At 33.1% G+C, this 18907-nt stretch carries 16 protein-coding genes and 3 pseudogenes; 5 read left to right on the top strand and 14 right to left on the bottom strand.

Translation table 11 applies throughout. The annotated features are described in order from the left end of the window. Positions 1-17 precede the first annotated feature (17 nt). A complete protein-coding gene (gene ctaG, locus D8M05_RS02575) occupies positions 18-920 on the bottom strand; it encodes a cytochrome c oxidase assembly factor CtaG (RefSeq protein ID WP_121128343.1) in 903 nt (300 codons plus the stop codon). 1051 nt (positions 921-1971) lie between these two features. Then, positions 1972-2175, bottom strand: a pseudogene (locus tag D8M05_RS20870) (heavy metal translocating P-type ATPase); the annotation flags it as partial. Here D8M05_RS20870 and D8M05_RS02565 point away from each other — a divergent pair. After that, positions 2167-2519: pseudogene (locus D8M05_RS02565) on the top strand (HAD-IC family P-type ATPase); the annotation flags it as partial. The pseudogenes D8M05_RS20870 and D8M05_RS02565 overlap by 9 nt on opposite strands. A 159-nt stretch (positions 2520-2678) precedes the next feature. Here D8M05_RS02565 and D8M05_RS02560 read toward each other — a convergent pair. From D8M05_RS02560 to D8M05_RS02505, 12 genes and pseudogenes are all read right to left on the bottom strand, one after another. Further along, a complete protein-coding gene (locus D8M05_RS02560) occupies positions 2679-4637 on the bottom strand; it encodes an ATP-dependent DNA helicase (protein ID WP_183072683.1) in 1959 nt (652 codons plus the stop codon). Between the two features lie 35 nt (positions 4638-4672). Then, a complete protein-coding gene (gene cas6, locus D8M05_RS02555) occupies positions 4673-5440 on the bottom strand; it encodes a CRISPR system precrRNA processing endoribonuclease RAMP protein Cas6 (protein ID WP_121128339.1) in 768 nt (255 codons plus the stop codon). A gap of 155 nt (positions 5441-5595) precedes the next feature. After that, positions 5596-6474 (bottom strand): hypothetical protein, encoded by an 879-nt coding sequence (locus tag D8M05_RS02550; RefSeq protein ID WP_121128337.1) that lies wholly within the window; start codon positions 6472-6474, stop codon positions 5596-5598. A gap of 6 nt (positions 6475-6480) precedes the next feature. Next, positions 6481-7542 (bottom strand): hypothetical protein, encoded by a 1062-nt coding sequence (locus D8M05_RS02545; protein ID WP_121128334.1) that lies wholly within the window; start codon positions 7540-7542, stop codon positions 6481-6483. Between the two features lie 21 nt (positions 7543-7563). After that, entirely contained in the window at positions 7564-8310 is a 747-nt protein-coding gene (locus D8M05_RS02540; RefSeq protein ID WP_121128332.1) for a hypothetical protein, read from the bottom strand. Between the two features lie 122 nt (positions 8311-8432). After that, positions 8433-8717 (bottom strand): cytochrome aa3 quinol oxidase subunit IV, encoded by a 285-nt coding sequence (gene qoxD, locus D8M05_RS02535; RefSeq protein ID WP_121128330.1) that lies wholly within the window; start codon positions 8715-8717, stop codon positions 8433-8435. A 1-nt stretch (position 8718) separates the two neighbouring features. Further along, positions 8719-9315, bottom strand: coding sequence for a cytochrome (ubi)quinol oxidase subunit III (locus D8M05_RS02530; protein ID WP_121128328.1), 597 nt, complete (start codon positions 9313-9315; stop codon positions 8719-8721). Continuing rightward, positions 9312-11261 carry a cytochrome aa3 quinol oxidase subunit I gene (gene qoxB, locus D8M05_RS02525; protein ID WP_121128326.1) on the bottom strand — a complete coding sequence of 650 codons (1950 nt, stop codon included), beginning with the start codon at positions 11259-11261 and terminating at the stop codon, positions 9312-9314. The genes D8M05_RS02530 and qoxB overlap by 4 nt, the downstream gene beginning before the upstream one ends. 100 nt (positions 11262-11361) lie before the next feature. Then, positions 11362-12246: a cytochrome aa3 quinol oxidase subunit II gene (gene qoxA / locus D8M05_RS02520; protein WP_121128324.1), complete on the bottom strand. Its 885-nt coding sequence runs from the start codon at positions 12244-12246 to the stop codon at positions 11362-11364. Between the two features lie 589 nt (positions 12247-12835). Continuing rightward, positions 12836-14737, bottom strand: a complete 1902-nt coding sequence (locus D8M05_RS02515) for an LTA synthase family protein (protein WP_121128322.1) — start codon at positions 14735-14737, stop codon at positions 12836-12838. A 371-nt stretch (positions 14738-15108) separates the two neighbouring features. Further along, the gene (locus tag D8M05_RS02510) at positions 15109-16056 is read right to left on the bottom strand and encodes a cation diffusion facilitator family transporter (protein ID WP_121128319.1); all 948 of its coding nucleotides are present in this window, start codon (positions 16054-16056) and stop codon (positions 15109-15111) included. Positions 16057-16155: 99 nt separating this feature from the next. After that, positions 16156-16476: pseudogene (locus tag D8M05_RS02505) on the bottom strand (ArsR/SmtB family transcription factor). A gap of 202 nt (positions 16477-16678) precedes the next feature. Here D8M05_RS02505 and D8M05_RS20485 point away from each other — a divergent pair. The 4 genes from D8M05_RS20485 to D8M05_RS02485 all read left to right on the top strand — a co-directional run bounded on the left by D8M05_RS20485 (position 16679) and on the right by D8M05_RS02485 (position 18865). Beyond that, on the top strand, positions 16679-17218 hold the full coding sequence (locus tag D8M05_RS20485; RefSeq protein ID WP_245985143.1) for a ZIP family metal transporter: 540 nt from the start codon (positions 16679-16681) through the stop codon (positions 17216-17218). Positions 17219-17508: 290 nt separating this feature from the next. Continuing rightward, positions 17509-17664, top strand: a complete 156-nt coding sequence (locus D8M05_RS20070; RefSeq protein ID WP_183072682.1) for a hypothetical protein — start codon at positions 17509-17511, stop codon at positions 17662-17664. A gap of 85 nt (positions 17665-17749) precedes the next feature. Beyond that, positions 17750-18655, top strand: coding sequence for a YIEGIA family protein (locus D8M05_RS02490; protein ID WP_121128315.1), 906 nt, complete (start codon positions 17750-17752; stop codon positions 18653-18655). A gap of 3 nt (positions 18656-18658) precedes the next feature. Further along, positions 18659-18865, top strand: coding sequence for a capping complex subunit for YIEGIA (locus D8M05_RS02485; RefSeq protein ID WP_121128313.1), 207 nt, complete (start codon positions 18659-18661; stop codon positions 18863-18865). The last annotated feature ends 42 nt before the right edge of the window (positions 18866-18907 follow it).

The raw sequence follows: 18907 nt of genomic DNA, 5'->3' as shown, positions 1-18907 counted from the left end.
TAGATAGAAATGGGAACTTAATAACTAGTTTTTTCAGGTAAAGGATCTATTTTATTGATATCATCCACCTTAAACCACTTAAAAATAATGGAACAATAAATGGCTCCATATGTAATTTCTTGCATGATCTTCATGATAATTCCGCCTAGCTGCTGGTCTATAAGAATTCCCATAGATGTAAACATCTCTGGTCCTGATAGAGTATTAGAAAGTCCCTGTAATACGTCGTTTGGCACACATAAACTCAAAGCTTGTAGCCATGCGCCATTTTCAGTATAAGCGGCATATAATGGCACATCTGCAAAAATAATTAATGCACATGCTGGAGTTATTAATAGACTACTTGCCAAAATATAGGCTATTTTAAGTAGTGGTTTAAGTTTATCAAATTCCTTTATAGGTGAAACAATAGGTAAAATAACAATAAAAGAAACCATTAACAATATGATTGATATGGATGTATGTGCAATTGGCATGGATTTTGAGAAATTAAAAATTACTGGTATATGATATAGAGAAAAAAGTGCGTTAAACAATAGTAACGAAATAATAGGCTTTGTTAAAAAATGAATAACAGGTCCTAATACTGGTGCATAAGCAATTTTTTTCCAAATCCATTTAGGTATCCCTTTTATTATAAAAATAGGAAATACAAATAAATAGATTGCCATTTGAATCATATGAGCAGTTAACGTAATATGTGTCATTAAATCTACTGGTGACCCTTTAACAATGTATAATAATAGCAGGGCAGAGTAAAAATAGATCTTTTGCTTTCTACTAGGTAAATCTGTTCCACCAAATTTATGTCTGAGTGGTCCTGTTATTAAGTAGTATAGTAAGCCAATTATTAATATGTATATCAGAAAATACGGACTCCATAAAGCTTTGAAACCAAATATTTGTAAGTTTAACCACATTGCTATTCACTCCTTTATTTCTATTATGTTATTAATATACTAATGTTACCATATACTTGTTGAATGATTATGATTATTGATTAAGTTTTAAAACTCGTTTTTAATGTTGAAAAAACCTTACAGTAGACAAGTTTAACCTTTATTACTGTGGTAGATATGTGCTGCAAGTAACCTTCGAAGCTCCCTACTATATTAGCTAGCCCAAAAACTCGTAAATCCCCCAACCGAAAGAATTAATTTTATAATAATCACTACCAAATTAAAAAATAATATTGTATAGATTTTTTATAATTCAGCCAGTTATTATAAATTATTTGCATACTTGATATAGGCTAGTAATAGTGTTATTTCATAAATTTTTATCTACGTTACTTCGTTATTATAAGAAATGTTTTTGAGGAAAGTGTGAAGGTTTTGGAAAATACAAATGGATAAATTATTTTGGAATTTTTATTTTCACTAAAAAACCCCAAGAGTCAGAGGGTGGCTCTAACTCTTGAGACTTAAATTCAGATATAACGTTAATTTTCATCAACAAAGCTTGCTATAACAATATAAGTCCAGTAGATATTTTATAAATTCTTTAATTATCAAAATTTACAGAAACTATTACCATTTTTCACATTGTATATCTTATCTTGTACAAGTGCAAGTTATTAGCAAGAAAACACAGACACTGATTCCATGAAATAGGTAGCCGTAGTACTATAATTAGTTAGTTATGGACACTGCAATAGATGCTATTATACCCGTATATTTACTATTGCTCCACGCTCCCTCATTTTTTGATTCCTATTTATTGCTCTCCATTTAATTCCCCTCAGTTAACCGTTTAAACATTATTTAAGTCAATTTCGTAACGTTCATAAATAGTAATATCAAAAAAAGTTGGGCATAGGAAATATCTCTAGTTTTAGAGACAAGAGATTTGGACAAAACTCGTTTAAAATGAATGAACCGCATGAACTCTAATTAAAAAACCCTTCATGCGAATTATACTAAAATCAATTATATTACAAACTTATGTTCCCGCCACTTTTCGTTTATTCCGAGTGATATTAGCCTTAATTATATTTAGTGATTTACGGCTTAGTTTAACTGCAAATGGAAGTTTACTTAAATCATCTCCCATTAATGCAACGTCTGCAGTTTCTATTGCCGTACCTGTACCGGCCCCTCCCATTACAATACCGACTGTAGAAGCTGCTAATGCAGGGGCATCATTGACACCATCATTAACTATAGCAACATTGCCGTCTATTATATTGGAAGTCCTAGACTCTTTAAGGATTTATCTACCACTAATTATGATAAGAAGTTAGAACAAAAGGTAACAAAGTTTCAAAACCAAGGGAAAACAGTGATGGTTTTTGGAACGGAGAAAGAAGTACTTGCTCTTATTGCTGTAGCTGACGTAAAACAAGTAAAGCTATCATTCAAAAGCTACATCAACTTGGAATTAAAAAGACGAGTATGTTAACAGGTGATAACAAAGGTACTGCAAATGCAATTGGTAGTCAGGTTGGGGTATCAGAAATTCAGGCAGAACTGATGCCACAGGATAAATTAGATTACATTAATCAATTGAGATCCGATTACCCCTAATTCCTTAACTGTAATAAAACTGTCAAATATAATAATAGATACTTTTATTCTTAGAAATAAATATTAACTTTGGTCCGAAAATATCTGTATACAATTAATAAAACAAAATAGTTACAAGGTATTAAAATTTGGACAAGAGAATGATATTAAGCATTAATTATCCACCTTTTTGGATACCTTATATCTATTAGCAATTTCTCGGTAAAAAAGTGGTAATCTTGTTAAGCGATTTCCTTCCTTACTTTTTACTCCTTGCTCAAGTGCATCATCATTACCGATAAATATTAGCTTATTTTTACTACGAGTAATAGCTGTATATAATAGTGATCTATTCCATATTTTAGATTTTGGTTCACTCCAAATGGGTAATAAAACTGTTTCAGCTTCTGTCCCTTGAGATTTATGAACAGTAATTGCGTAACCAATCAACCAATCTTTTTCAGCTTGATTTTTACTTAAGGAAACCGTTCTCTCCCCGATAAATTCGGCAATTATTTTATTTTCTATGACCTTTGTAATTATCCCCTTTTCACCATTAAAAACACCATGTAGATAATCATTCCTATTTTGAATTACAATAACTCCTTCTTCAAAACCTGAACGTTTCATAAGTTTACTCTGTATTTTCTGATTTAATATATTTCTCCCAATTTCTTGATTATGTCTTGTTGTAATTAATGCTACATTCTCCATAGAACCATGATTATTTAAATACTCATTCACTGTTAAATTAAGAATTTCCTTCGTTTCTTGTGCTTTTATATACCGAACGTCTCCCTTTTCAATACATCTTTCCAGTTCTTGCTTAAAGCAATTCCAACGATCATCCCTGTTCTGAATTAATAAAGTATTTGCTAAAATTGGAATACGAGAATCCTCCTTAGTCCTATGAATCGTAATTAGATTGGACCATTTAGGTAGAGGAGAAACAAATTCTTTTTTTTGTAATCTTTTCAGACCATTTGTAAGGTCATATAAAACTCTTCCAGGGCCAATACTATTCAATTGATTGCTATCTCCCACAATAACAACATGAACATGATTTTCTAATGCCCATAACAAACTACGTGTTAAATAGATATCAACCATACTCGCTTCGTCTATAATGAGAATATCGGCTATTAATGGGTCTTTTCTATAGGAAAACTTAGAACGAATTATTCCAATTGATTTAGATGGTTTTATTTCCAACAAACTATGAATAGTTCGACTTTTATTAATTGAGTCTGAAAAATAGATACGTACCTTTTCTGATGGTGAATTTATTAATCGATTTTGCAGGTTTTGAGCAGCAATACCTGTTGGGGAACAGATACGAATAGATAAATTCGCATTTTCGTCTAGTAATACATTAGCCAGAATTTCAATTGTTTTACTTTTGCCAGTACCCGCTCCTCCAGTGATAATGGATACTTTATTGTCAAAAACCTCACTAATTGCTAGTGCTTGTTCTGTATCTGCACCATAATTTATTGCCTTTAATTTTGCAATATCTTTAGAAGTTTTAAGTATGCTATTCCCATGTAGTATTTCTAGAATTCGTTTGGCTAATTGATATTCTGACCAATATGTAGGTAAATGGTACAATGAATACCTACCATTGTATTCGTTAAAATCAAATAGTTTTCGATTAAATAATTTAATATCATTCATTTGTTCTAAAGCAGTATAAAAATAATTTGTATCTAAACGAGGATGAACCTTCCCATCTTTATCCTCATACCATTCCCAAAGTTTACTTTGTTCCTGAAACAAGTCATTGGATTGAGAAAGTGTTTTAGATACTAATTCACGAAAACTCCCCCTACTGGTAATTACATTTCTTCCATTTATTTTTTTAACCTTATCGTTTATGCCATATAAGGTTGTATTTCCATGTGAAAGTTTGTTCATATAAACATTACACATTGCTCCTACTATACGTCTAGAATCATTATACTGAATTTTTTTTGTTGCATGGGCATATTCATCGGCTAATCGGAAAGGTACGCCATATAGTATCGTTCGATAAACATTTTGTTGCATAATTTCATTCGTATTATCTCTTGGTAATTTACTTGATTTAAATATTTCTTGCTGTAATGTTTCCTTTTCTGCTGATGATTTAATCAATAAAACCCCCATTCTAAATAAAATTAAAAAATTAATTAAATAGTAGGTCTTTTGATTTGTATTTGTCCAAATCCATATCCTTTTTTATGACCTACTCCCGAATATTTAGCTGTTCTTAACAAAATACCAAAAAGTTTCTTTTGTTCTTGATTTAGTTTTCTGCAGGATATATGTATCTCCCCAATAAAACAATCTTCAAACTCTGATTTTCTATCTATTTTTGCCTGTATTGGATAACCAATTACATCAATAAGCATAATACTATTAGTTAATTCTTCTTGTTCCTTTAAACCAATTTTAACGCCATACAGAATATGGACATTACGAGCCATAGATCTAATTAATAGGTTCAATTCAGGATAAGCTTTCGTAATATAATGATCTGTTTCCCTAGTTCTAAATCTGGTAGGTGTATTAAAACTAATTTTAAATTCATCTGGTACTGGTATAGTAACCTTTGCATCCAATGGTATTGTTTCTTGTTTCTGTATTGTAAAAGTTTTGAGTTGCATTTCGTTAAACCCCAATCTGAGAACGTTCACTTTCTCTAAAGATTGAAGTATATTGGATGTTAGATCTTTATTTATACTAGATATTAGAATAATTGCATGCGTTCCCCATTCCTTGTTTCCTTTCCATTTCATAATTGAAGGATGAAACATAGGTGGGCGGTATTTTTCATGTGGATAATCTTTTCCAGCTAAATAATAGCAAAGTCCATGTAGATATTTTGGGTATGGTTTTTTTACATATTTATCTGATTGTAACTCTATTTGAATAATTGATGCATTAATATACTTCATATTAAGTAATTCCTTTCGTGTGTTTCACTCCATAACTTTCGGGGTTTATTCTTTTCAGTTAGATAAAGAAGCATAGATAACCAACTTTTTACTCCATAAAGTTCGGTAACAACCCTTTATATAAAAACTGTTTAATAAGTTTTTGTATAAGTAAATTAATCGTCAAACCAACTATAATTATCTTCCAGATCTTCTTCAAACCAACTCTCCTCAAATGATTCTATTTTAACATCCTCTTCCCATTCCCACACAGGTATTGGAGAGGATGGAGCATAACATACCACCAAATCACGTTTAGACCAGTATGGGGACATAGTTCTTGAAGCGATGATCTGTGATTTTAAATTAGGAAAGTCTTTTACCGGGAGATTTCTAGAAGGTTTACCATTTGGTGTAAATAAAGAATAATCATCTTCCACCTCATTAACTTCAATTCTTTTAACTTTTCCAAAACCTATCGCTACTTTTTTTCCAATCCCATTTAAAGTTTTAAGTAGTCGTCCTACTTCTTCTTTATTTCCATATGCATGAAAAATCATGTAGTCGGTCAATAGAAGATCTCTTTTTTTATAGTATGACTTAAAGCCTCCACTTGCTGGATTATTAGCTGGGCCAGTAGCCTTTTCAATATTTACTTCCTTCGCAAGTGACTTAGACACTACATCACTTATTACTCCAGCGGGCCAAATAATTTCACTCGACTTATAACCAGCAAACTCAGCGTTTGTACGTTTTATCCAAAAATCTTGATATTCCCGTACTATAGGAGAGGTAAAACCAATACTAGCTTTCCATACGGGGTACTCTCCTTTAGTTTTCTCTAAAGGTAATGGCAGTTCTATATGTTTATCTTGGTATTGCCAACGATCCAAGTCATAGCTGAATAACTCTCTCGCAACTACTTCAGTTAAAAGTGCATCCAAGTGTATACCGTTTAACGGATATATAATTGGTGTTGATAAATGGATAGTAATTCTTAATGATGTTTTATTTATACTTTTATATGCTAATTTTCTTTTTTCTAACGATGACATGTTAATTCACCACTCTGCCATTTTCTTCTCTATTTCTTTTTGAACAGCTATTTCTCTTTCCTGTACAAGACGATCTAATTCTACTGATATGTCTTTTGGAAATTCGATAACTTCTTTTTTATCCGCAACTTTTACAATTTGTTCAGGTTTATTCCAAAGATTGATATACTCCACTAGTACATCACGATTTTCCTTTAAAAATTCAATATATAAGGAAGGTGGTTCTGCTAAATGGGCATACCATTTATCGGTATGTACCTTACCATGACCAGTAGAAGATTTCCCACCCAAATAAGGATTATTTTTAAACATGTTAATTGCAAGTTGCATGGCAGAGCGTTCCACTGGTGTTGATAAATTAATGTCGTATGAATGAGCAAACGGAATGCCTGGTGATACCACTTCCATATAGTAAATTGATTGTCTGCTTTTTTGTTCCTCAGTGTTTTCCTCTTTAAGTGGATCTTGACGAGTCATCATTTGAAAACTTGTTATCTCCTCTGAAAATGGGATATTTGATTCTATATTTGTAATATGTTCCGTTTGTTTTAATGCAGGAATAGCCCACCCAACATTAACTATACCTGAAAGCATTCTATTTCCGTAACTGCAACCAAATAAAGAAAGGATCGGAATAGTAGCCCTTAAAGTTTCTCTATCCCTAACTAAAATAGGTACGGATGGTTGAATGGCCTTTCTCTTTAATTTTGCTTTTTCTTGCTTTTCTTCTTCATCATCATTTTTTTTAGCATCTGCCGCATCCATTCCTCCACCACTTACAAGGGTTTCAAGCACATTCTTAGGCAAGTCTTTTCGCTTAAGTCCCAAAGTATGTAAAGTGATATCAACTAGGGATTCTCTCCATATATGTCGAATGGAATTACCTGATACTGCAGGTACTAGTCCTATTGATTGTACTTCTCCATTTTTTAACAGTACTGGGAGACGTCTGTGAGGAATGTAATTATTCTTCACACCAGACGGTAGTGTATCAGGTTTAATTCTAGATTTTTCACTACCATGATGTAGTGGAGTTGCTACAGTTAATACAGCTGTTCTTTCTATCATTATAATCTCACCTACCAATGATTAATTATCGGTGTCCTTGAGCATGTAATTTTTAGGAGGTATGATGCGGTCATAAATAAAAGATAAGTAATGTTTACACCTGTGCTTTACAATTATAGGTTCAACTTCTTCCCATAATTTTATCTCTTTATGTTCCTTCCAAGGCCGCTTATCATTAAATAAATACGGATACAGCGAGTCCGATTTTTTTACTTTTTCTAGTGCGTTAAATAATTCTACTAATCCCTTTTTCGGAATTGCATAATTTATTCCTCCATTACACACCCATAACGTATCGGCATATCCAAAATTAACTTTTGCCTTCATAATTGAATGTTGAGGATTCATTTTCGTTTGTAGCATCATTATCCATGGGTCATCAACTGGAGGGTTTGACAAAAAATCCCTTAGATAATAACGTGAGACAATGCGCTTTTGTCCTATACCTATCTTTTTGCTAGGTTGATCATCAAATTGAAGAATCTTTAATCCTTCAGTGTATCTTAGAATATAGGCTTTATGTAATTCTTTAATATGAGATAAAGCGTAATGGCAAGCAGGACATAAAAAATCAATATTTTCTTTTTCAGCAAACAAATCAAGATTAGAAAACTTTTTACCTACTTCCCATCCAACAGCATCAGTAGTTGGTAAACCGCAAAGTGAACAACGTTTATTAGAACCTAGTTTCTTAATTCCTTTTACCCGTGGCTTCCCTACGGCATGATATAATAAATGAGTTGGATTCAGTAAGTGTATATCTTTCAATAACTTACCCCTTTCTCCTTTATTTACAAATACTTAAAAACAATTTATTTTTTAATTAAATAACCATCAAATTAGCATTTAATTTGATGGTTATTTTGTTTTCTATTTTTTAGTATGGGATATTACATCATATCCCATACTAATGTTAATAATGAACCAAATACAGCGGCTAAAGCTAAAAATACACCATAAAACAAGGTTGAAAAAATCACATCTCTGTCTTTAGTTTCTCCTGCATGCATAAAAATAACAAACTGAACTCCTGCTTGAACAAATGCAGTTATAAGAAGAATAGTCATTCCCCATTCATAAGACATATCCATAAAATAAACGCTAAGTGCTACTACTGTAAGAAGTAATGAGAATACGAAGCCATTTATTTGTTTAATTGGAAATAGTTCTTTCATATTACATCATTCCTTTCAAGTAGATAAAACTATAGATAAAGATCCACATTACGTCTAGAAAATGCCAATATAGAGAGAATATAAAGGTTTTATTAGCTGTTTGTGGTGTAATTCCACGTTTTATAATTTGTTGTATAATAGCTAATCCCCAAAATAAACCAAATGTAACGTGAGCCCCATGGGTTCCAAGTGTTAATAACAGGCTTGAAGTAAAACCACTAGTTTGAAGTGTGGCCCCTTCATGATAGTAAGTCATAAATTCATAAATTTCTATACCTAGGAAAGCTGCGCCAAGTACTAAAGTGATACCTAAAAATGCTAATGTAGCTTTTTTTCGATTAATGCGCATCGCATGAATGGCTAATCCAATGGTAAAACTACTTGTCAAAAGCAAAAATGTATTTATTAATATTGGGCCGAGTATAAATATTTCTTCTCCAGTTGGTCCAGTACCAGTACGATTCTCATATACAAAGTAAGCAGTAAAGAGTGTTGCAAAAAGCATAATTTCTGCCCCAAGGAAAATCCAGAAACCTACAATATTAATTTTATTTTGTTCTGTACTATATTCAAGAGGTTGCGTATTATTTAATTTCACTTTTTAGCACCTCCAAATTTTTCTTCTGTTTCTTTAATTTCTTGTACATGTATGTGATGGCCATCATCTTTTTCAAACGAACGATATACTAAGCATGCTAAAATTCCGATTCCGGAAATAATAACACCAGCCCATATATAAAATACGAAGGAGAAACCAAATATGAAAAACAACCCAGCCATTATAATTGGTTGTCCACTGTTATTAGGCATATGAATATCTTTTATATCACCTTTGAATAATTGATGTCCATTCTTCTTGTAATCCCAGAAAGCTTCTGAAGATTTTACTTGCGGTGCAATCGCAAAGTTGTATTCAGGCACTGGATTATGTGTAGCCCACTCAAGAGAACGCGCATTCCATGGATCGTCACCAACATTTCTTGGAGAGTAACGGAAGCTGTAATAGATATTGTAAACGATGATGATAAAACTGATTGCCATCAAACCTGCTCCAAAGAACGAGAGCATATTTAATGGTCCAAATCCTGACGCTTCAGAATATGTGTACATACGACGTGCTTGACCATCTAGGCCAGTAATGTACATTGGGAAAAAGGCAAAACAAAAACCAATTGTCATAAACCAAAATCCCCATTTACCGATTTTTTCATTGAGCATAAAACCAAACATTTTTGGCCACCAATAAGTAAGGCCGGCAATCATAGCAAATACAACACCGGGTATAATCGTGTTGTGGAAATGAGCTACCAAGAACATCGTATTATGATATTGGTAGTCGGCACTTGCCATCGCAAGCATAACCCCTGTTACGCCACCAATTGTAAAGAGTGGTATAAAACCTACTGAATATAACATTGGAACAGTAAACCTAATTTTACCTTTCCACATGGTCAATAGCCAGTTAAAGATTTTAATTCCTGTCGGTACAGCAATTGCCATTGTTGTAATCGAGAAAATACTATTCGTTAATGCACCTTGCCCCATTGTAAAGAAGTGGTGTACCCAAACTAAAAATGAAAGGGTCGAGATAATAACTATCGATCCGACCATAGATTTGTAGCCATATAGATTCCGCTGAGAGAAGGTTGCAATTATTTCACTGTAAATACCAAAGGCCGGAAGTATTAAAATATACACTTCAGGATGTCCCCAGAACCAGAACAGATTGGCCCACATCATATCACTACCACCAGCAGTAGTTGTAAAGAAGTTTGTGGCAAACTGACGGTCAAGTGTTCCCATTAGAATCGCCACTGTCAGTACTGGAAATGCAAATACAATAATAAGGTTGGTTATCAAAGCTGTCCAGGTAAACATTGGCATTTTCATTAGTTTCATTCCAGGCGCTCTCATTTTTAAAATTGTTGCGATAAAGTTTATACCTGTTATGAGCGTACCAATACCCGAAATCTGCAATGCCCAATTATAATAATTCACACCAACTGATGGACTAAATTCATTGTTTGCTAGTGGATAATAATTTGTCCAGCCCGCATCGGGCGATCCACCAATAACAAAGGAAATATTGAATAGCATGGCTCCTGCAAAATATAACCAAAAACTAATTGCGTTTAGTCTAGGAAAGGCTACATCTCTGGCCCCAATTTGTAAAGGAACAATAAAGTTCATTAGACCAATAATGAATGCCATTGCCATAAAGATAATCATAACAACTCCATGCGTTGTAAATACCTCATTATAATGTTGTGCATCCAAAAATGTATTATCTGGTACAGATGTCTGCAAACGCATCATAACAGCGTCAGCGCCTCCGCGGAAAAGCATTAGTAATGCGGATATGATATACATAATCCCGATTTTTTTATGATCAACGGTTGTTAACCATTCACGCCATAAATATCCCCATTTTTTAAAGTAGGTAAGCCCAGCGATGATCGCAATAACGGTTAAACCAATTGCGACCATTGATGCATAAATCATTGGACTAGGATGGGGAATGGCGAATCTCTCAAAAAATTCCATGTCTGTAACTCCTCTCGTGAGATATTAAAAACGAAAAATCATTAAATATTTAAAGTGTTTGACTGGTTACCTATTATGTAACCACTGGGGGAAGGATTTCTTAGTGCATGTCTTCCATATTCTCCATATCTTCCATATCCTCCATGTTCATGTCTTCCATTTTCATTTCTGGAGGTGGTGAGAATCCTAAGTGTGTTCCTGTGAATGTTAGCTGACCAAGATGTCCAGGTTCTAATAATTCATTAAACTTTTCTTCAGTAAGTGGTTTAGCTGTTGATTTAATCTCTTCCACCCATGTATCAAACTCATCCGGTGACAAAGCTGTAACATTAAATTTCATTTGAGCAAATCCCTCTCCACTGAAGTTAGCATTACGTCCCATATAATCACCGGGGGCCTCAGCTGCTAGATTTATTGTTGTAACCATGTCAGCCATGGCATATTTTTGTCCAGCCAGCTGCGGAATCCAAAAACTTGTAATTGGACCATATGAATATAGTTTGAACTCAACTGCGCGGTCTGTAGGAATAAAGACATAGTTAACCGTTTCAATATCTTGTTCTGGATAACTAAAATGCCATTTCCAATTTGATGACGAAGCGTAAATCGTCAGTGGTTCTTGGTCTTCATAACCCTCTGGGGTTGCTTCTACTTTATATAAAGATTGAACGGAAACAACCGATAGAAATGCAACGATTAAAATAGGAACACCAACTATAATCCCTTCGACAATCGGATTCCCTTCTATATGAGGTGGTTCATAATCATCTGGCTGTTTTGATGCTCGATACCTTAATAGAACAATTATTAAAAGTACCATAACGGTAATCACGACAAACGACATCGTAATAATTGAAATCCAGATTACATTTGCGGTCGTTTCAGCCTGTGGACCTTTGGGATCAAGAACCAATATTGACTCACACCCGGTTAGCACTGTTGTAATAGTAAAAACTAACGATAGTAAAACTAATTTGAGTTTCATATATTTACCCCTTTCTTCTTTAGGATTACATCTACTTACAGTCACAACCAACTATATAAAATGTCAACATTATATTAATACCAAGAGAATAAAAATACAATATCACGAAAAATACGTCACAAAACATTCAAGAACTTTTGTATATTTAATGACTTTAATTTAAAACATTTAACATTTCAGAAAACTATAGGTTTTACTCATTGCACACACACCAATCGATTGGTTCAACCAACATTAAGTAAAGCTGGTGCAAAAAAAATGAAAAATAAGAAAAGAAAGGCCAACATGGTATTGTACCTCTCTTTTCATTGCACTTTATTTCTATTAAATTTGTTTTATCAAATTGAAGTTTATCCTTACCAAATAGTATATTGGTTTAGTTTTAGCTTGGTACTGAATACGGAATATTATTGTAGAGTAAAAATTTGGAACCACCAGATAGTATTAAAATGGTCTCTATTAATAATATAACCCAATAAAAAATTACAATCGAAACTTTAATTAAATTAAATCATGAAAAAAAGGCGCAATTCTATAAAAAGATATTGCACCTCTTTCCATTAGTACATTTTACGAATCAGAATCTATACTAGTTTGACTTACTAAAATCCACAAATCTAAATAAGTCACCATAAATAATTTCATCAGAATATTCAAGCTCATTCATAACTTTTTTCTTAATGGGAGCGCAAGGATTTTTTACTTTATTTTCTACATCCAAGTTATTATTTTCATCTACAGGCTCACCTGTCTGACGATTATAGCAGGTACTACTTGCAGATACATAGCTTTCAGTAACAAAGTCACCGTTACGAAATGCTACAAACCCTTTTCGATCATCCGAAAATAAATCATTTCCAAAATTGATATCGTTCTCTGTTTCAATTCCTAATAAATGCAGTAATGTTGGTTTAACATCAATTTGACCAGAAACGTCAGACATGACTTTCCCGTTACCAGAACCCGGAATGTGTATAAAAAGTGGAACCCGTAGAAGTTGAAGTTGGTCATAAGGTGTAATTTTTTCTTTTCCTAAATACTGACTCATCGATTTATTATGGTTTTCACTTATTCCGAAATGGTCACCCATTATCACTATAATGGAGTCTTCATATATTCCGGTATCTTTCAATTGATTAAAAAATTGTTCTAGCGCTTCATCTGTATATCTTACAGTTGGAAAATAATTATTAAGTGTGTTTGAATTTGAATTATAAGGTTCAATCGTTCGATCTTTTTCATCTAAATTAAACGGAAAATGATTCGTTAACGTAATGAATTTTGAATAAAAAGGTTGTTCAAACGATTGTAAATACTTCATAGATTGCTCAAAAAAAGCTTTATCTTTTAATCCCCAGCCAATTGAATTATTTTCCGTAACCTCATAGGCTTCTTCTCCGTAGTAATAATCATACCCCAAACTCTTATACATTTGATCTCTGTTCCAAAAACTCCTATTATTCGCATGGAATACAGTATTATAATAGCCTTTTTCCTTTAACTGTTCTGGTAATGCATTATATTCATTCTGACCATGCGTAAAAAATACGGCCCCACTTGACAATGGATATAATGAGTTTTCCACGAGAAATTCAGAATCTGACGTTCTACCTTGTGCAACTTGTGAATAGAAATTTTCAAAATAGAACGTATCCTCATTTTCTACTAAACTATTTAAAAACGGTGTAATTTCTTCCCCATTTACTTCATTATTAATTACAAAGTTTTGCAGAGATTCCACCGAAATAAAAATTAAATTCTTCCCTTCCGCAACACCGTAAAAATCAGATTGATCCTTACTTTGAATCTCATTAATATATTCACTTATATCTGAAAGTTTACTTTCATCCGCAAACACTCGCTGCGTTTTAACTTTGGATTGCATAATGGCATCATAGATATGATAGTTAAAAACACCTATATTTTTAACTAGATACTCCCGATCAAACGTACGTGTAAAAAGCTGTGGTCTTTCCATCTCAGCTATGAAAAAGTTTCCTGCCAAGAGTAGTAACGACATAGCTAAAGCAAAAGCCTTGCCACTTTTATGATAATTTACAGCCATCTTGTCCTGTTTTTTCTTACTTAAATACCAGATGGTAGCGACATCGACAAATAATAGGACATCATATAATTTAATTAAAGTCAGTATACTAGATCCTAAATCTCCCATATTACTAACCTGTAACATTTGTGAAATCGTAATAAAATCAGTATTTGCTCGATAGAATACTAGATTGGAATATAAGATTAACGTTCCTAATAGAGCCGTGTGTCTCAAAAAATTCATTTGGCGAGACTGACTTTTAAACCAAACACTCATTGCAAAGATTAAAAAAGCGGAGACAAACGGGTTTATAAGCAAGATAAATTCTTGCATTGTGTTCTCTAATTCAAGGTTAAACATAAATCGATAAATAATATATGTCTTAATCGCAAACAATAAAGTCGCAATAATAAATAATGGTATTTTTCTTCTTTTAACATTCATTTATTGTTCCCCCTAAACAGCAAAAAAAGTTTCTATTAATGAATTTAACAGAAAATCCTCTCATTTATAATTTGTATGTACTTAAAATAACATAAACCCTATATATTAAAAAGTGTGAAAGGCAAATTGCTAATTTTCACTTTAAAATACTATCATTGATTAAATCCTTTATATAAACATAAAGAGGGAAATGGAAAAACAAAAACTGATTTCTTCTTAAATGATGGCAGAAAACACGGTTAACACCATAACTAGCAAACTACCAAATAATAAATAAGTTTCCGTAAGCTTTCTCCCCTTCGTATATATAATAATTGTTTTGAAATACAACAACCTCCACTGTCAAAGGGAGGTTGTTTAAAAGAGGGATTCTAGTGATCATGTTGATGGTGTGAAGATTCATGATCTATTTGGCACAGTAGGGAATCATCATGAGGATGCTCCTTATTTTCCATCTGAATGGTTACATGACCTATACCTTTATGCTCCAATTCATGCTCTATCTTTCGCAACAAATTTTGACTATCTTGAATGGATAAGCCACCATCAACCACTGCATGACATGAAAGGGCATTTTTTCCACTAGTGATACTCCACACATGTAGATCATGTATACTTAATATACCAGAAACATTTTCCATTATATTTATAATGTCATCCAAGTTAACATTTTTGGGAGTACCTTCCATTAGTACATGAACAGCATCTTTGGTAACCCTCCATCCACTTATCAACACTAAAATAGCAACTATAACACTTGCAAGGGGATCAGCCCAACCCCAGCCAAAAAACATAATGAGTAGTGCAGCAGTAACTGCTCCGACAGAACCAAGTAAATCTCCTAGTACATGAAGAAAAGCAGCACGTAGATTTAAATTTTCTTCTGTATCACCACCGCGCATTAAAATCCAAGCAACCAAGATATTCACTAACAAACCAATTGAAGCGATAATCAACATCCCAGTGGAAGCAACTTCAGGTGGTTCTGTAAAGCGTTGAAATGCTTCATAGAAAATATAAATTGAAATTAAAAGAAGTGTAACTCCGTTAAAAACAGCAGCTAATATTTCAAATCGTTTGTACCCATATGTTTTACTATAGTTAGCTACTTTTTCCCCTAAAGTAAAAGCTAATAATCCGACCCCTAATGAAATGGAGTCACTTAACATATGCCCTGCATCAGATAATAAAGCAAGGCTATTGGTAATAAATCCCCCTGCAGCTTCAATTATCATATAACCCGTTATTATAATAAAACTTATCAATAACGCTTTCTTATTTGCTCCATGTGTATGGTCATGCCCATGATCATGTCCCAAGTGTAAAACCTCCTACTTTTCATTTGCATATACATGCTCAAAAACGTTATAAATAACGCAAATTATTATTTCTTATCACTTATTATTAGTTATAAAATACTAATTATGATAGGCGTGTTCTATAGTTTGTCTTAACATATTGATTACGTGTTCATCATCATGAGAGTAATATAATGTTGTACCTTCCCTACGATATTTGACCAAGCATAAATTTTTCAAAAAGCGCAACCGATGTGAAACAGTCGACTGTTTAAGATGTAAGGTTTCTGCAATTCCATTCACAGAGAATTCTGTATGAAACAATAGATTAAGAATCCTTATTCTTGTTGGATCACCTTATGCCTTAAATGTTTGGGATACGATAAATAATGTTTCTTCATCCAATTCTTGATTATCTATTTCCGCTTTATTATCTTCCATTATAGCTCCCCCTTTTATACACGTTAAAAATTTGTATATTGAATATCAATTAGATATAGCAAGACTTATATTATTATATATGCATATATTAGTATATATTCATATATTATACATATTAAAAACAATTGTCAAAATAAAACAGTATAATCATTAATCAACAACAATATAAAATAAGAGACAACCTTTTTTAAGGAGCGATTATGTGGATACAGCTTGGATAATTAGTGCATTCGCCTCCGCTCTTGGTATTAGTGTTGGTGGTGGACTTGCATGGTTAATGAAAGGATTCCAACGTGGATTTGGCTTTATTTATTCATTATGTGCTGGACTAATAATAGGTTTATTATTTCTTGAAATGATTCCTGAAAGTATACAATTAGACGGTTGGATAATTCTCGCAATCGGAATAGCATTAGGCTTGTTACTATTTCAATACATTCACCAATTAATGAATAAAATTACGATCATCACTAATAGTCATCAAATAGACATTTTTGTTCGTTTTGGAGTGCTTTTAGCCTTTATCACTGCATTTTACAATTTCCCAGTTGGTATTGCACTTGGACCAACACTGGGTACAGAGATAGGGGGGCTTATGCTACCAACACTTGTGTTACATAACATACCAGAAGGGATAATTGTCTTTACCCCATTGTTTCTAGCTGGGTTTGGCATACTTACTTGTGTGTTTATCACAGCCATCATAACATTACCAATTGCTTTAGGAACGTTGCGTTGCTAGGGCTATTATTTAATTTAGGAATGCCTTCCTTACTTGCTTTTATGATAAACTTATCCATTGCTATCATTTTTATGGTTGCAATAAAAGAGATTTTCGGGGAGGCAGTCAGGAATTCCACTTTATTGTATTCCTCAATAATTGGTTTGTTTGGATTTGGTATTATTTATTTCTACTTGGACTTTTTACGCTAACAAAGAAACATCATTTATCTCTTAACGTTAGCCTCAATGAATAATTTAATTATTTTCACAAATCCTAAGAAAACAATTATAAATGAAAGGATATGTCCAATGAGAAACAATAAACAGAATAAAACAAAGACAAGAAAACAATTTGGCGAGGTAAAGTCATTCCAAGAGATTTATAACGAGACTTCGAAAAATAGTGAATTTAAACATAATCAACCAACCCCTCAACCACAGGATTTTGATGAAATCGAGTATTAAGTAAAAGACCTTATCAGGTCTTTTCTCATATATTAGACAGATATGGAAATAATAATGTTAAATTCTACAAGTTGGGAGTGTTAGAATGGAGGGGCAGTTTTTATCCTTCGAGGATATAAGTGTTATTATAACCGCTGTAATTATCGGGACATTGGCAAGAATATGGATTTTAAAAGAAGACTATAGACAGTATCCAAGTTATCCAAATGGATACTTAATTCACATTATTACTGGTTTTGTTGCTGCTGCATTAGGAGCAGTTGCTATACCAGCTATTATGGGCAAGAATTTTGTTGCTGTCACCTTTCTAACAGTGGCACTTCAACAATTTAGAGATGTGAGGAAAATGGAGAAAGAAAGTCTAAGTGATTTGGAAAATACAGAATACACATATCGCGGGAAAGCTTACATTGACGGGATTGCTAAGACATTCGAATCCCGAAACTACATTGCATTTATCACAGCATTTTTTGTTTCATTAACGATTACAATAATTCCATTAAATTTATGGGTAAATATTATTGCTGGTATAGTAGTAGGAATAGCCGTTGTATTTTTTCTAAAGAATTTTACAAAAGGAAAAAGCATTGGTGACATTGCACAGGTCAAAGAGGGTAAAATAGAAATTAAGGATTCTAGCCTCTTTGTGGATGGAATTTATGTCAGTAACCTTCTTGGCACAGATAACGCAGAAAAATTGTTCAAAGAAGAGGGCATGGCTGTTGTAATTTATCCTAATGAAAATCATTTCCGAATCAATTTAGACAATTTTGGTCAACGGCAGGCTGCCCTATTTGAAGCTACAAGGGCTTTAGGTAATAAGCGTTACCATTTTACAAGAAAAGATTATGAACAAGGCAGGGTTGTTATTACTCTTGTACCAATTAAGCAAGATATTGATGCCTTGATTGAAGTTGTTAAGAAATGCCCATTACTTGAAAGTACTAAGAAGTCTCATAGCGTCATGAAAACAAACCTGAAGGGAGAATAAGAAATGGGAAGAGAATCGACCATGAAGCCGGATTATCAAATTCTCGCATATATAACTACAGAAAAAGAGCGAGTGTTATCGAGTAATTGTCTCACCCTTTTTGCTGATTCAAAGAAAACCTCTAAGGAAATGACAGTAGATATTGCGAAGGCCATGAAAGCAGATGTTACACAGTTAACAAATGGAGACTATATGGTATTACGAGTTTAGAATCAAGTTATTTTGGGAATGGGACATAGCCATCACTGTCTT

This window comes from Oceanobacillus bengalensis, from assembly GCF_003628445.1.
Lineage (GTDB): Bacteria > Bacillota > Bacilli > Bacillales > Amphibacillaceae > Oceanobacillus > Oceanobacillus bengalensis.
Note: the sequence above shows the minus strand (reverse complement) of the source record. Positions and strands in the feature narration are given on the sequence as shown.